This is a genomic window from Myroides marinus (assembly GCF_900109075.1).
Classification (GTDB): Bacteria; Bacteroidota; Bacteroidia; order Flavobacteriales; family Flavobacteriaceae; genus Flavobacterium; species Flavobacterium marinum_A.
Genome location: NZ_FNYS01000001.1, coordinates 257,938 through 272,473 on the forward strand (window position 1 = coordinate 257,938; position 14,536 = coordinate 272,473).

12 protein-coding genes are annotated in these 14,536 nt (G+C 33.9%); 5 read left to right on the forward strand and 7 right to left on the reverse strand.

All coding sequences use genetic code 11. The features are described 5' to 3' along the window. Window positions 1-141: 141 nt before the first annotated feature. Both BMX53_RS01185 and yihA read left to right on the forward strand, forming a co-directional pair. Window positions 142-909, forward strand: a complete 768-nt coding sequence (locus BMX53_RS01185) for an alpha/beta fold hydrolase (RefSeq protein WP_038984896.1) — start codon at window positions 142-144, stop codon at window positions 907-909. A 1-nt stretch (window position 910) separates the two neighbouring features. Further along, a complete protein-coding gene (gene yihA, locus BMX53_RS01190) occupies window positions 911-1,531 on the forward strand; it encodes a ribosome biogenesis GTP-binding protein YihA/YsxC (protein ID WP_038984897.1) in 621 nt (206 codons plus the stop codon). Window positions 1,532-1,752: 221 nt separating this feature from the next. Here yihA and BMX53_RS01195 read toward each other — a convergent pair whose 3' ends face one another. The 4 genes from BMX53_RS01195 to tyrS form a co-directional block, all read right to left on the reverse strand. Beyond that, complete coding sequence (locus BMX53_RS01195) at window positions 1,753-2,409, reverse strand: response regulator transcription factor (protein WP_038984898.1); 657 nt, start codon at window positions 2,407-2,409, stop codon at window positions 1,753-1,755. Between the two features lie 211 nt (window positions 2,410-2,620). After that, window positions 2,621-4,150: a RagB/SusD family nutrient uptake outer membrane protein gene (locus BMX53_RS01200; protein ID WP_038984899.1), complete on the reverse strand. Its 1,530-nt coding sequence runs from the start codon at window positions 4,148-4,150 to the stop codon at window positions 2,621-2,623. Between the two features lie 14 nt (window positions 4,151-4,164). Further along, window positions 4,165-7,263, reverse strand: coding sequence for a SusC/RagA family TonB-linked outer membrane protein (locus BMX53_RS01205; RefSeq protein ID WP_074744227.1), 3,099 nt, complete (start codon window positions 7,261-7,263; stop codon window positions 4,165-4,167). A 722-nt stretch (window positions 7,264-7,985) separates the two neighbouring features. Next, window positions 7,986-9,278: a tyrosine--tRNA ligase gene (gene tyrS / locus BMX53_RS01210; RefSeq protein ID WP_074744229.1), complete on the reverse strand. Its 1,293-nt coding sequence runs from the start codon at window positions 9,276-9,278 to the stop codon at window positions 7,986-7,988. Window positions 9,279-9,460: 182 nt separating this feature from the next. On the opposite strand from tyrS, the gene BMX53_RS01215 reads away from it, so the two are divergent. After that, entirely contained in the window at window positions 9,461-10,459 is a 999-nt protein-coding gene (locus tag BMX53_RS01215) for an NAD-dependent epimerase/dehydratase family protein (RefSeq protein ID WP_074744231.1), read from the forward strand. Here BMX53_RS01215 and BMX53_RS01220 read toward each other — a convergent pair. From BMX53_RS01220 to BMX53_RS01230, 3 genes are read right to left on the reverse strand one after another with little or no spacing between them, the layout of a single operon-like run. Then, a complete protein-coding gene (locus BMX53_RS01220; protein WP_063175167.1) occupies window positions 10,392-10,832 on the reverse strand; it encodes a DUF4296 domain-containing protein in 441 nt (146 codons plus the stop codon). The genes BMX53_RS01215 and BMX53_RS01220 overlap by 68 nt on opposite strands. Before the next feature lie 14 nt (window positions 10,833-10,846). After that, window positions 10,847-12,184 (reverse strand): dihydroorotase, encoded by a 1,338-nt coding sequence (locus BMX53_RS01225; RefSeq protein WP_038984904.1) that lies wholly within the window; start codon window positions 12,182-12,184, stop codon window positions 10,847-10,849. Next, a complete protein-coding gene (locus BMX53_RS01230) occupies window positions 12,184-12,906 on the reverse strand; it encodes a polyprenol monophosphomannose synthase (protein ID WP_074744233.1) in 723 nt (240 codons plus the stop codon). Before BMX53_RS01230 ends, BMX53_RS01225 begins: the two co-directional genes overlap by 1 nt. A 103-nt stretch (window positions 12,907-13,009) precedes the next feature. On the opposite strand from BMX53_RS01230, the gene BMX53_RS01235 reads away from it, so the two are divergent. Together BMX53_RS01235 and BMX53_RS01240 are read left to right on the forward strand one after the other, a co-directional pair. Beyond that, entirely contained in the window at window positions 13,010-13,684 is a 675-nt protein-coding gene (locus tag BMX53_RS01235; RefSeq protein ID WP_038984906.1) for a DUF4271 domain-containing protein, read from the forward strand. A 14-nt stretch (window positions 13,685-13,698) separates the two neighbouring features. After that, on the forward strand, window positions 13,699-14,442 hold the full coding sequence (locus BMX53_RS01240; RefSeq protein WP_038984907.1) for a uroporphyrinogen-III synthase: 744 nt from the start codon (window positions 13,699-13,701) through the stop codon (window positions 14,440-14,442). The last annotated feature ends 94 nt before the right edge of the window (window positions 14,443-14,536 follow it).

The window sequence follows — 14,536 nt, forward strand, 5'->3', positions numbered from 1 at the left end:
AAAATGTCAAAAACACCTAACAAAAACACACAGCAATAAATTAATTACAACCTTAGCATTAAATTATTAGTTCTTTTAGAATATTTCTCATAGATAAAAGCGTATATTTGTGGGAATTTAAAAATCGCATTTAGAAACTACATGGAGCGAACTTTAAAAGAAGATGGTAAATTCCGTTTTATAGAAATTGGCGAAGGTACACCGATCGTCATTTTACACGGATTAATGGGAGGTCTGAGCAATTTTGATGGTGTTACAAATTTTTTCCCAAAAGAAGGTTACAAAGTAGTTCTTCCAGAACTTCCTCTTTACACTAACAGTATTTTAAAAACGAATGTAAAGGCTTTCGCAAAATTTGTAAAAGATTTTATCGACAAAAGAGGTTATAACAAAGTTATTCTACTAGGAAATTCTCTTGGTGGGCATATCGCCTTATACTTTGCTAAGATGTATCCTGAATATCTTCAGGCTATGATATTAACTGGTAGCTCTGGTCTATACGAAAGTGCGATGGGAGACAGTTATCCTAAGCGAGGTGACTACGAGTACATCAAGAAAAAAGCTCAAGATGTATTTTACAATCCTGATATAGCAACTAAAGAACTTATAGACGAAGTATTCGCTACTGTAAATGATCGTATGAAAGTAATCAAAACAATTACTATTGCCAAAAGTGCGATACGACACAACATGTCTAAAGATTTGCCAAAAATAAAAGTACCAACATGTTTAATCTGGGGAAGAAACGACAAAGTAACTCCTCCTGAAGTAGCTGTTGAATTTGACGAATTATTACCTGATTCAGATCTATATTGGATCGATGAGTGCGGGCATGCTGCTATGATGGAGCACCCAGACCAGTTCAACGAATTATTAAACGCTTGGTTCATCAAGAGAAATATTAAATAAAATGAAAATAAATACAGCTGAATTTGTTGTTAGTAACTCTGATGCAAAGAAGTGTCCTAATGAGCCTATCCCTGAATATGCATTCATCGGTAGATCTAACGTAGGTAAATCCTCTTTGATTAATATGCTTACTAATCAAAAATACTTAGCAAAGACTTCTTCTAGACCAGGAAAAACACAACTAATCAACCACTTTAAAATTAATTCTAATTGGTACTTAGTCGATTTACCAGGTTATGGATATGCTAAAGTATCTAAGAAAACTAAAGCTGTATTCCAAAAGTTTATCACTGACTACTTCGAGAACAGACAACAATTAGTAAGCGCATTCGTACTAGTTGATATCAGACACGAAGCTCAGAAGATCGACTTAGAGTTCATGCAATACCTAGGAGAAACAGAAGTTCCATTCTCTATAATCTTTACTAAAGCTGATAAAGTAGGTAAACAAAAAGTACACGGATTAATAGCTGACTACAGAAAAAAGATGCTAGCTAATAACTGGGAAGAGATGCCTCCATGCTTCATCACTTCTTCTGAAGACAAAACAGGAAGAGACGAAGTACTAGATTACATCGAAGAAATAAACGTTGAAATGTTTAAAAATCAAAACTTCATATAATAAAAGACTGCCAATGTGCAGTCTTTTTTGTTACAACTCCTCATTGCTGTAGTACACTATCCTTTTATTAGACACCACAAAACAACAACATCTATCCTTTATAAAAAAATAACTGTTCAGTCTTTAAACAGCTCTGTTCACGAAAGCCGATAAAAAAAGGCTTATCTAATAAAAGACAAGCCTTAAACATCTTTATAACAAAGTGACAATCTACATCACCACTATATATAATAATCATTAACTGTAATAATACCAGATCTAATAGCATATCTAGTAGCGTCATAGACATTACTCACACCTAACTTCTTAAAGATGTTTTTACGGTGCGTAATGACAGTATGAGTACTAATACTGCGCTCTGCAGCAATCTCCTTAGTCATCTTACCAGATGCAATCTCTTTCAGTATCTCACGCTCCGCATTAGTCAATATCTGCTCTACCTTTAGGATGCTATCTTGATGTTCTTCCAGTTTCTTCTTAATCCAAGGAGCTAGATAAGTCTCTTTTAAAATAGTCTTAGAGATACCTTCTTTTATATGTTCAAGTTTATCATTTTGAAACACGATATTAAAAGAAGAAATACGATTAGACAAGAACTGCTTAAGCCACTGTTCATTTAACTCACTAAAGAATAAAAGCCATTGTGATTTTAAGTTCTGCTCTCTCAACATTAGTAATAAATCACTTTGTTTCTCTAAACACTGACTAAACGGATCTACTATAATCACAGCATTAGGATCCTTAGCTAAATAACTCTTAAGGTCTGCTAGATTATCTAACTCTAGCACATTTATATCCCCTTGATAAACCTCTCTTATCAAAGCTTTCAATGCATAACGAGTAATCTCTTGACTTTCTACTATTCCTATATTTAACATCCTAATATTTATAATTGTATTACTTTATTCTCAATAAAACAAAGCTTCTATATCCATGTCTCTAAATACAAAAATACAGAACTTTCACCATTTATTACAACACTCTTTCTACTTAGATAAAGCGATATTTATAAAACAAGAAGGAGCTTCCAACAAACATTGAAAACTCCTTCTTTCGCTAACTAATTCTTTTATTCTATTTTAAACTCTTTTACAAATGAGGGTTTTCATTTATTTCAGAATCTGTAATACGATATAAATAGTACTTACTATTAGGTACAAATGCCGTTTTATCAGGGAAGTTTAACACATTATGCCCATTTGCTACAAGGTTCACTGTAACATTCTTAACTACTCCAGCATTATCTATTGTTTCGTATGTAAATGGCACTGTCATTCCTGTAGGTATAGCTTTACGCTCAACTGCCTTTTGGTTTCTAACAATATCAACAAGAGCAAATCCTTCTCCAAACAACTCTTTACGACGCTCTACATAAATTGCCTCTAAAAGATCTTTTCCTGCTAATCCACTTACAACTTTAGCACCACGTGCAGTTTTTAATTGGTTTAACTTATTTATAGCGTCACCATCTCCTAATTGTGCTTTAGCCTCAGCATTAATCAAATATATTTCTGAAGTACGCATTAATACGATATCAGCTATTTGTCCAGCTTTAAACTTAAACTTAGCATATCGCATATAAGCAGCATCTTTTTCTTTTGGTGCTACATTAGATGGATTTGGCGCCCAATAAATCATACTCTTTCTATAATCTCCATCGTCAAACAAATCTTTAAAATATGGATCTGCATTGAAACTATAGTAATAACTATCAGGAGATGTAGTATCTAAGTAATGGAATTGATAAGAAGCACCACTCTGTTCTGGAGTTTGTAAATGCCCCCAAATCCACTCTACGTTACTAGCATCATTAAATCCTGCTTTATAATCACTCTCACTCATTAATCGATCATTATTAGCTAATGCTAAATCAGAATATTTCTTAGCTTGTTCCCAATTACGCGCATATAAATGGACGCGAGATAACAAACCTAACACAACCTGTTGGTCTATTCTAAACTTATCAGATCCTCTTTTATACGAATCAAGATTAGGAATTAAGTTATAAGCCTCTTCTAAATCTTTAATAGACTGATTGTACAATTCTCTAACAGTCGCTAAAGGATTTGGAGTTGTAGTAGCTGTTGACGGGGTCAAATAAATTGGAGCCGTTTTTGCTTCTGGATCAAGATCTATTGCAAACGAGTAGCTAGAAGCTAAATGTAGATACATAAATCCCCTTAAAGCTAACGCTTGACCTTTTATACGTTTCTTATCCGCAACAGGCCCTTCTGAACCGTCAATTCTAGTAATAATATTATTCATATTATCAATGACTTTATAAGTCATTATCCAGCTCAAACTATTAGTTCCTCCTTTACCATAAATAGCAGAGAATCTATAGTGATTAATAAAGCCGTAATTACCATTTAGTACAGCATCATTCCCCATAGCATCACTAGCTCTTAAAAATGACCCATATCCTGGATTCGCATAACTATTAAAAGTTTCCATTAAGTACACCCACGTTCCGTTCCATACTTTTTCACTTCCAGCAGTTGTCTTGAATACTTTCGCATCCTCTAAAGCCGTCGTCGGAGACGTGTCTAAATCACATGACACAAGCGTTCCAGACATTAATACAGCTCCTAAAATATATTTTATAAATCTACGTTTCATAATTTCTTAGTTTTTTAAAGTTTCACGTTCAACCCGAAAGAAATTACTTTCATAGCTGGGTATCTGTAATAAGTTGTTCCATCAAATGTTTGCTCTGGATCCATACCTTGCTCTTTTGTCCAAGTAAACAAGTTCTCTGCTTGGAAAAACACACTAGCTGAACCTAATTTGATTTTTCTCAACCATTCTTTAGGAAGATTATATGTCAATGTTAAGTTCTTAAGTTTTAAGAACGAACGATCTACTAAGAATCTATCAGACTGACTAGTCCATGAACTTCCAGGGCTAGTCGTTAATCTAGCGATATCAGTATCTGTATTTTCAGGTGTCCATCTTCCCATCATATCAGCACTCCACGTATTACCATTTCCTGCTTGTCTATATAAACTAGTTTTATCTCCATTATAAATCTTACCTCCTATAGTATAAGAGAAGTTAGCAGACAATGTCCAGTCTTTATAAGTCACCTCAGTTAAGAATCCTCCCGTTACATCTGGCAAAGAGTTTCCTTTATACACTTTATCTTTACTTGTTAAAGAAGAGTAATCTTCTGTAACTGTTTTACTTCCATCTGCATTCTGCACATACCATTGTCCATTTCCGTTTTCTGGATTAACACCAGCCCATTCAACTAAATAAAAATCATAAACTGACCCATACTGAACCCACTTCTTAGTACCATTCCACATTTCATCTGATGGCAATGAAGTAATCTTGTTTTTATAAGTAGTCAAGTTAGCTCCTAAATGGATCTTCCAATCTTCAGTAACTAAAGGATATCCATCTACAGTAAATTCCCATCCGTAGTTTTTAACTCCTCCTATGTTAGTCTGTAAAGAAGTAAATCCTAATGAAGGTGCTAATTGTCTAGAGAACAATAAATCTTTTGATCTACGCTCAAAATACTCAATTGTACCATTCAATCTGTTATTAAACAATCCGAAGTCAAAACCTATATTTAAGTTCAAGTTAGTTTCCCAAGATAATTCTGGTGTAGCTAATCTTGAAGTAACAAGTCCTGGATTACCGTTATAATTCTTAATATCATATAATGCTTGGTAAGCATATAGGTTACCAATATTATCATTCCCTTGAGCACCATAACTAGCTTTAACTAATAAGTTAGATAACCACTTGTCACGGAATTTAGTCATAAACTCTTCATCTACTAATCTCCACGAAGCACCTACTGACCAGAAATCTCCCCATCTGTTATCAGGGTGAAAACGCGAAGATCCATCTCTACGGTATGATGCTGATAAGAAGTATTTTTTATCGTATGAGTAGTTTGCACTACCAAAGAAACTCAACATTCTATACTCATCAGAGTTTCCATAGAAAGATACTAAACGAGATGCAGCATCTGGTTCTTCAAAACCAACAGTAATAATTTGCTGACGTACACCTCCAAAGTTAGAATAATCATTTTGAAAATACTCTTGTCCTGCCATTAATCCAAGAGAATGTTTATCACCAAACTCTAAATCATAGTTTAACACGTTATTAAACGTAAGTGCTACTCTTCTTCCATTACTTTTAGATACTGACCCACCTGTAGCTGCCCCTGGCCCAACTTCTGGATTAGTAACATTGTGACTATTCACACTGCTATAATCAACGTTTAAAGATGTTTTAAACTTTAAATTATCTAAAAGTTTTGCTTGCGCATATGTTCTAAATGTAGCAACATCTCTTTTTACCTGTGCTTTATCCAGAGGCATAGTTGCTGCTAAATTATATTTAGCATATGAAGTTGTTCTATATAGACCAAAGTCATAAATTCTCTCTCCTGTCTCAGGGTCTCTTAAATATTCTCCTGTAGTTAAGTTTCTTTCATATACTGGATAGAATGAAGGTAAACCTCTTGCAAATCCAATTACGTTAGAGATAGCACTATCATCTTGTTTTGGTGCATCTTGAATAGAGTGAGAAGCAGAAACGTTCATTCCTAACTCTAACCAATCTTTAGCATCTACAACGATGTTAGAACGCAAATTAAATCTCTTGAATCCAGATTCAATCACATACCCTTGATCATTTAGAAACCCTCCAGAAACATAGTATCTAGATTTATCTCCACCACCACTAACACGTAAATTAATATCTGTAAATCTAGCATTCTGGCTTAATGCATCATTCCAGTCATCATTCCATAAAGGTGTTAACCCTGCTCTTAATTTCCCATCAGTACCTACTGGATTAGGATTATTAAGCCCATAAGGATTGATACCTATAGAGTTTACTAATTGATTAGTCGCTTCTAATGCTGCATCAGCTGCATTCATCTTTCTACTATCCATATATCCGTTGCGCAGTGCTTCCCACTGTAACTCCATATATTGATTAGTACTTAACTGTTTATAGTCACTACGCGCACGAGAAGAAAAACCGTGCTTAGCAGAGATTTCTATCTGTGGAGCCTCACCTTTTCTACCTTTTTTAGTAGTAATCATCACTACTCCATTAGCAGCACGTGATCCATATAATGTAGCAGCTGTAGCATCTTTAAGTACTGTAATAGACTCAATATCTGAAGCAGCTATAGCATTCAGACCACCTTCATAAGGCACACCATCTACCACGAATAATGGATTACTACTAGCATTAATAGATCCTACTCCTCTAATACGGATAGTAGCCTCTGATCCAGGCTGTCCACTAGCTGAGAAAGACTGTAGACCTGCTACTGTACCCTCTAAAGCTTTAGTTACGTTACTCACCTGAGCATTTTCTATTGCTTTAGCCTGTACTACTCCTACAGATCCAGTATAAGTCTTTTTATTAGCAGTACCATAAGGTACAGTGATAACTACTTCACCTAACTCATTCGACTCATCATTAAGCTTGACATTGATTAGGCTCTGCCCTTTATATGTAATATTTTGTGTTTGATACCCTATAAATGAGAAGACTAGCACTTGACCATCTTTTACTTTAATGGAATACTGTCCATCTAAGTCTGTCATTGTACCTTCGTTACTCCCCTGAATCAAAACACTAACCCCTGGTAGTGTTCCGTTAGCATCAGTAACATTTCCTGTTACGAGCTTTTCTTGTGCATGTAGGGTAAGGAATCCTACAAACACAAACAAGATTGTGTAAATTTTTTGCATAAAAGTTTTGTTAAATAAAAGACAAAAGTCTTATTTTGGTTTTTTGATTTGTCTGAAATATATAAAAATAAAAGACATAAAGTGACATATCGTACTATAAATACGAAATTTTAACAAAATAAGATCTAAATGAGAATAAAAAATAATGTTAAAACACTATATACAGCAACACATGCACATTATAGAAAATGTACTAGAAGAAATTGAATCAGTAAGTCTAAAATTACGAGCGTTAAGTTCTCGCTTTTGTTCAATTGATTGCATAATATTTGGGTTTTTATAATTTTCTCTTTTCAGTGAAAATAAAGTAGAGGTAAGTCTAATGTGAATATTTCTTTACAAAACAAACAATAATTATACACAACAGATTTAGATATAAATACCTCTACTTTTGTGTTACAAATGTATAAGTACCCAACCTTTTCTGAAATACCATATATATGGTATATTTAAACTTCTGTTAAGGCTAGAATACAACCTTCACTATTCAAATAATTAGTTTATAGCGTATTTAATATAGCTAAAACTGTTGCCCTACTACAATACCTGTTGACGTAAAAGCTTAATAACAGCAGCTTGACTCTGATATAACTCCGCTAAAACATCTAAAAGAACGGAGTGACTACAGACTTATAGCGGACTTACAACGGACTCATCTGCGACCAAACAAAAAAGGATCCCCAATGATGGAGATCCTTAACAATATTAATTAGAAAACTAAATTACTTTACGTGTAAAATGAAATAGTTTTTCTTTCCTTTTTGTAGTAATACGAATTGATCATTAATCAAATCGTTAGAAGAGATTACATAGTCTTCTGTTACTTTCTCTCTATTTACAGAGATAGAGTTAGCTTGTAACGAGCGACGAGCATCTCCATTAGATGAAGCTAAATCTGAATTAGCTGCTAATGCATCTACGATAGTTAAACCTGCTTCGATATCAGCCTTAGCTACTTCTGACTGTCCTACTCCATCAAATACTTCTAAGAATGTCTTCTCATCTAATTGTTTTAAATCTTCTGTAGAAGAATTTCCGAATAAGATATTAGAAGCTTTGATAGCATTGTCTAATTGTTCTTGGCCGTGAACCATAGTAGTCACCTCTTCTGCTAAACGACGCTGTAATACACGTAAATGTGGTGCCTCAGCATGCTCTTTAATTAATGCTTCGATATCCTCTCTAGAAATAAAAGTAAAGATCTTAATATATCTTTCTGCATCAGCATCAGCCACGTTTAACCAGTATTGGTAGAATTTATATGGAGAAGTGTACTCCGCAGACAACCAAATATTACCGCCTTCTGATTTACCAAATTTAGTACCATCAGCTTTAGTAATCAATGGACAAGTAAGTGCATAAGCTTTCTCACTGATCGTTCTACGAATTAATTCTGTACCTGTAGTAATGTTACCCCATTGGTCAGAACCTCCCATTTGTAATGTAATATTATTCTCTTTGTATAAATGCAAGAAGTCATACCCTTGCATTAATTGATAACAGAATTCTGTAAATGACATTCCATCTTGGAACTCTCCATTTAGACGTTTCTTTACAGAGTCTTTTGCCATCATATAGTTAACTGTGATATGCTTACCTACTGTACGAATAAACTCTAAAAAAGAGAAATCTTTCATCCAGTCATAGTTATTCACTAACACAGCAGCATTCTCAGCACCTGAATTAAAATCTAAGAAACGACTTAACTGTTCTTTGATTGCGTTTTGATTATGACGTAAAGCCTCTTCATCTAATAAATTTCTCTCATTAGACTTACCTGATGGGTCACCTACCATACCAGTAGCTCCACCTACAAGAGCGTAAGGCTTATGTCCAGCTAATTGAAAGTGTTTCAATAGCATTACTCCTACTAAATGTCCAATATGCAATGAATCGGCTGTTGGGTCAATTCCCACATACGCAGCACGCATTTGCTCCAACAAATGTTCTTCAGTGCCTGGCATTACGTCGTGGAGCATTCCTCTCCAAGTCACTTCTTCAATAAAATTCTTCATTTAAATAAATTTTACACAAAGATAGCCCAAAACCTTAGCTTATGGAATAAAAATTCTCAAACACTGCATTTTTATTCGTTTTCTACATTTATCCTTCAAGAACTAATAATAGGGGCGTTAGTTTTCAACTTTATTTCATAATTTTTCACTATGTAAAACATATAACTTACTTTTGTCTAAATATGATACTAGTTACAGGAGGTACAGGCTTAGTAGGAGCGCATTTATTATTACATCTTCTTCAGTCAGAAGATGCAATACGTGCTATATACAGAAATGAAGAAAGTATTAAAAAAACAAAGGCTTTCTTTGCTTTAAATAATCAAGCGAAATTATTCTTAAAAATAGAATGGGTAAAAGCTGACTTAATTGATGTACCTGCATTAGAAGTAGCATTTAAAGATGTAGATTATGTTTACCACTGTGCTGCACTAGTTTCGTTTGAACCTAAAGACGAGAAACAACTACGCAAAACCAATATAGAAGGTACTGCGAATATCGTCAATCTATCTATTGCCTTTAACATAAAGAAACTCTGCTATGTTAGTTCTATAGCTGCTCTAGGTGAAACTCTAGCTAAAGATAAAGTCATCACTGAAACAACAGATTGGAATCCAGAACTATATCACGGGGACTATGCTATCACAAAGTATGGTGCTGAAATGGAGGTATGGAGAGGTACTCAAGAAGGATTAGATGTTATCATCGTCAATCCAGGTATTATATTCGGTAGAGGTTTTGGCTATGAAGGTAGTGGAGCTTTCTTTCAGAAAGTAAAAAAAGACTTTCCTTTTTATACAAAAGGTATTGCTGGTATAGTAGGTGTAAATGATGTGGTGAATGCTATGTATATGCTTATGAATAGTGAAGTTAAAAATGAGAGATTTGCACTAGTATCTGACAACATCTCATACCAAGAGCTAATCAACTATATCGCTGACCTTATGGGTAAGAAACATCCTAGTATAAAAGTATCACGTACCTCTAGTGTATTAGCTTGGAAGTTAGATAACCTTGTCTCTCTAATAACTAGAAAAAAAAGAAGCTTCACACGATCTCTCGCGCAAGCTTCTCATTCTAAATATATCTATGATTGTTCGAAAATAAAGAATACTATTTCTTTTGAATTTGAACACTATCAATCTTTTCTGCCTCTAATTGCGGAAGAGCATCTTCGATAGCCTTCTGATCTTCTTTATTAGCTTCAAACTTGTTATAAAGAGAATCAGCTACTACTTTAGCTGCTTCTAGACGAGCTAGAATATTGTTTTGCATCTTATTATATACACCATCTCCTAACTCTACATAATACCTATTATTAGAGACAAAAGTAAGACTGTCGATGTCATACTTCTTATATATAGCACTAACATTAATCTTCTTTAGAGTATCTTCTCTACTATAAGCACTTACACTCTCTATAGAGTATAATACAGCCATATCGTATAAGATATCTTCCATTTTCTTTTGTTCTATAAAAGGAGTTGGTTTAGTAGTACTATTCTTACACGACATAAGAATAAGAACCGTTAATATAACTAAGAATCTATTCATTTTATTTTTAGGTTTTATCTTACAAACAATAATCGTTGTCCTTGATGTTGTTCATTTACCTTATCATTTTCATAAGCAAGGAAACCGTTGACAAAAGTATGAGTTATTTTTGAACTAAACTCTTGCCCTTCGAATGGTGACCATCCGCATTTATACAACACATTCTCTTTGCTTACCTCCCATTTATAGTCAGTATCAATAATAGCAATATCTGCGTGATAACCTTCCTTAACATATCCTCTCTTCTCCACTTGGAATAAGATAGCTGGATTATGAGCAGTTTTTTCAACAATCTTCTCTACACTAATCTTACCTTGTTTAGATGCTTCGAATAGAGATACTAATGCATGCTGTACTAATGGCCCTCCTGATGGAGCAGACATATAAGCTTTACTCTTCTCTTCTAGTGTATGAGGAGCATGATCAGTTGCAATAACATCTATTCTATCATCTAATAATGCTTTCCACAACCCATCTCTATCAGCTTCAGTCTTAACTGCAGGGTTCCATTTAATGAAGTTCCCTTTAGTGTCATAGTCTTTATCAGTAAACCAAAGGTGGTGTACACATACCTCTGCTGTAATCTTCTTATCTTTTAATGGAATATCATTTCTAAACAACTCTGTTTCTTTAGCGGTAGAAACATGGAACACATGTAATCTAGCCCCTGTTTTCTTAGCTAATTCAATAGCCTTAGATGATGAGATATAGCACGCTTCTTCACTTCTGATAATTGGGTGATACTTAACTGGTATATCCTCTCCAAACTCTTCTTTATACTTAGCTAGATTAGCTTTGATTGTACCTTCATCCTCTGCGTGTACAGCAATTAGAAGCGAAGTACTTGAAAATATCTTCTCTAACACATCCTGTCTATCCACAAGCATATTTCCTGTAGACGATCCTAAAAACAATTTAATACCTGCTACATTACGAGGATTCGTTTTTAATAACTCTTCTAAATTGTCATTTGTACCTCCCATCATAAATGAATAGTTAGCAAAAGACTTAGTAGAAGCTATCTGGTATTTCTCTTCAAGTATTTCTTGTGTTACAGCATTAGGTACTGTATTTGGTTGTTCTATAAAAGAAGTAATACCTCCAGCGATAGCAGCTCTTGATTCAGATTCGATATCTCCTTTATGTGTTAATCCAGGTTCTCTAAAGTGTACTTGATCATCGATCATACCAGGTATAACGTATTTACCAGTGGCGTCAATCACAGTTACATTGTCAGCAACTTCTATAGAAGGTGCAACTTTAGTAATAAATCCGTTCTCGATTAATACATCAGATACTGTTGTAGTTCCTTCGTTTACAACCTTTCCGTTTTTAATTAAATACTGTGTCATTATAGTGTGTTAAGTAGTTTGCGAATACGTAAATTAATTACTCCAAAAACAGCTTCTTTAATAATACCTCCGGACATCTTAGATTCACCTCTAGTGCGGTCAGTGAATATAATAGGTACTTCTGTAATAGCAAACTTCTTGACATAAGTGCGATACTTCATCTCTATTTGGAATGCATATCCAACGAAACGCACTTTATCTAAATCGAAGCTCTCTAATACTTGTCGTGAAAAACATACAAAGCCTGCTGTGGTATCCTTAATCTTCATTCCTGTAATCATACGAACATAAATAGATGCACCATAAGACAACAAAACTCTATTAAGTGGCCAATTAACTACATTTACACCAGTAACGTATCTAGAACCAATAGCAAGACCTTGATTAGCTTTACAAGCTTCTAGTAACCTTGGCAAATCTTTAGGATCATGAGAAAAGTCTGCATCCATCTCGAAAACATAGTCATATAATCGAGATAAAGCCCATCTAAAACCATGTACATAGGCAGTACCAAGACCATTCTTACCTTGTCTCTTTTCTAAAAATAAAGTAGTTGGATATTTTTCTTGAAGTCTTTGTACTACATCAGCAGTACCGTCGGGAGAATTATCATCGACAATTAGAACGTGAAAACGTTGAGGCAATGCCATCACAGCATCAATAATCAACTCTATATTTTCAATTTCATTATACGTTGGTATAATGACAAGTCCTAATTCCATGTTTAAAACGTTTGGCACAAAAATAACCTTTTTCTATAAAGTTAGCACTTAAATAAAATACAAAGTATCATTGAATGTTTTTTTTGCTAATTTTGCACTAATTATGGAGAACCTAATACTTATCGATCGCATAATACCAAGTAAAGATTGGGCCACTATCCTTTTCTTTATAGGATTCTCTATTATTGCAATTAATAGAACGATATTCGGTGTCCGTTTCACTGAGTTCACTAAACTTGCAGTATCTAATAAATATCTAAAGATTTACAAAGACAACACAAACTTAAGAAACAGTTTTACACTTTCATTTCTTTTGGTTCAATTATTATCTGTAACCTTCTTTGTACAGATAGCATTAAAGTCATTTGGTATTATTCCTATTTACAACTTTGGTTCATTCTTAATGATTCTAAACTTTGTAGGAACTTTTATCATTGGTAAATACTTAATTGATAAAATTATCTCTACTACCTTTGGTATAGAAGAATTTTCAGATGCATTAAACCTTCAAAAAGCAACATATCGAAATTACTTAGGAATGATCTTGTTAGCTGTAGACGTACTACTATTCTACAACGATATTACTAACAAGTTTATAATAGGATCTTTTTTAATTGCGTTAATCGCAACAAATATCCTATTATACATCATTTTTATAAAAAACAACCAAAAATCAATAATAAATAAAGTCTTCTATTTTATTTTGTATCTTTGCACCCTTGAAATAGCTCCTTATCTATTATTATATTTCTGGTTTAAAGATTATGGAGCCTTATAAGAAAAAGTACAATTATGAAAGTGAAAACAATTTTGGTTTCTCAACCAGAGCCTAAAGTAGAAAACTCACCTTACTTCGAATTAGAGCAGAAATTCAAAGTAAAAATTGACTTTAGACCCTTCATCCACGTAGAAGGTGTTCCAGCCAAAGAGGTAAGACACCAAAAAATTGATCTAAACAACTTTACTGCTATTATTTTAACAAGTAAAAACTCAGTAGATCACTTCTTTAGAGTAGCAGAAGAAATGAGATATAAAGTGCCAGAAACACTTAAATATTTCTGTCAGTCTGAAGCTGTAGCTTATTACTTACAAAAATACGTGGTATATCGTAAAAGAAAGATTTACGTAGGACAAAAAGACTTTGCAGAACTAGCTCCTTTGATTAAAAAATACAAAGATGAGACGTTCTTATTACCAGCATCTGATCAATTAAATCACGATGTTCCAACTACTTTAAATGATTTAAAAGTAAACTGGACTCCAGGTACATTCTATCGTACTGTGATGAGTGATTTATCTGATTTAGCAGATGTGAAGTATGATGTATTAGCCTTCTTTAGCCCTACAGGTATTAAATCTCTATTCAAGAACTTCCCTGACTTTAGTCAAGATAATACTAGAATAGCTGTATTTGGTACTACTACACAAAAAGAAGCTCTAGATCACAACCTTAGAGTAGATATTATGGCACCAGCACCTGGTACACCATCTATGACTATGGCCTTAGAGAAATATATTCAGCAAGCAAACAAGTAATACACTTAAACAATACAAAACCTCCTTTTTACAAGGAGGTTTTTTTATATCAATACTTTTCCTCACTTAATCCAAAATTACTCTTTAAACCTCT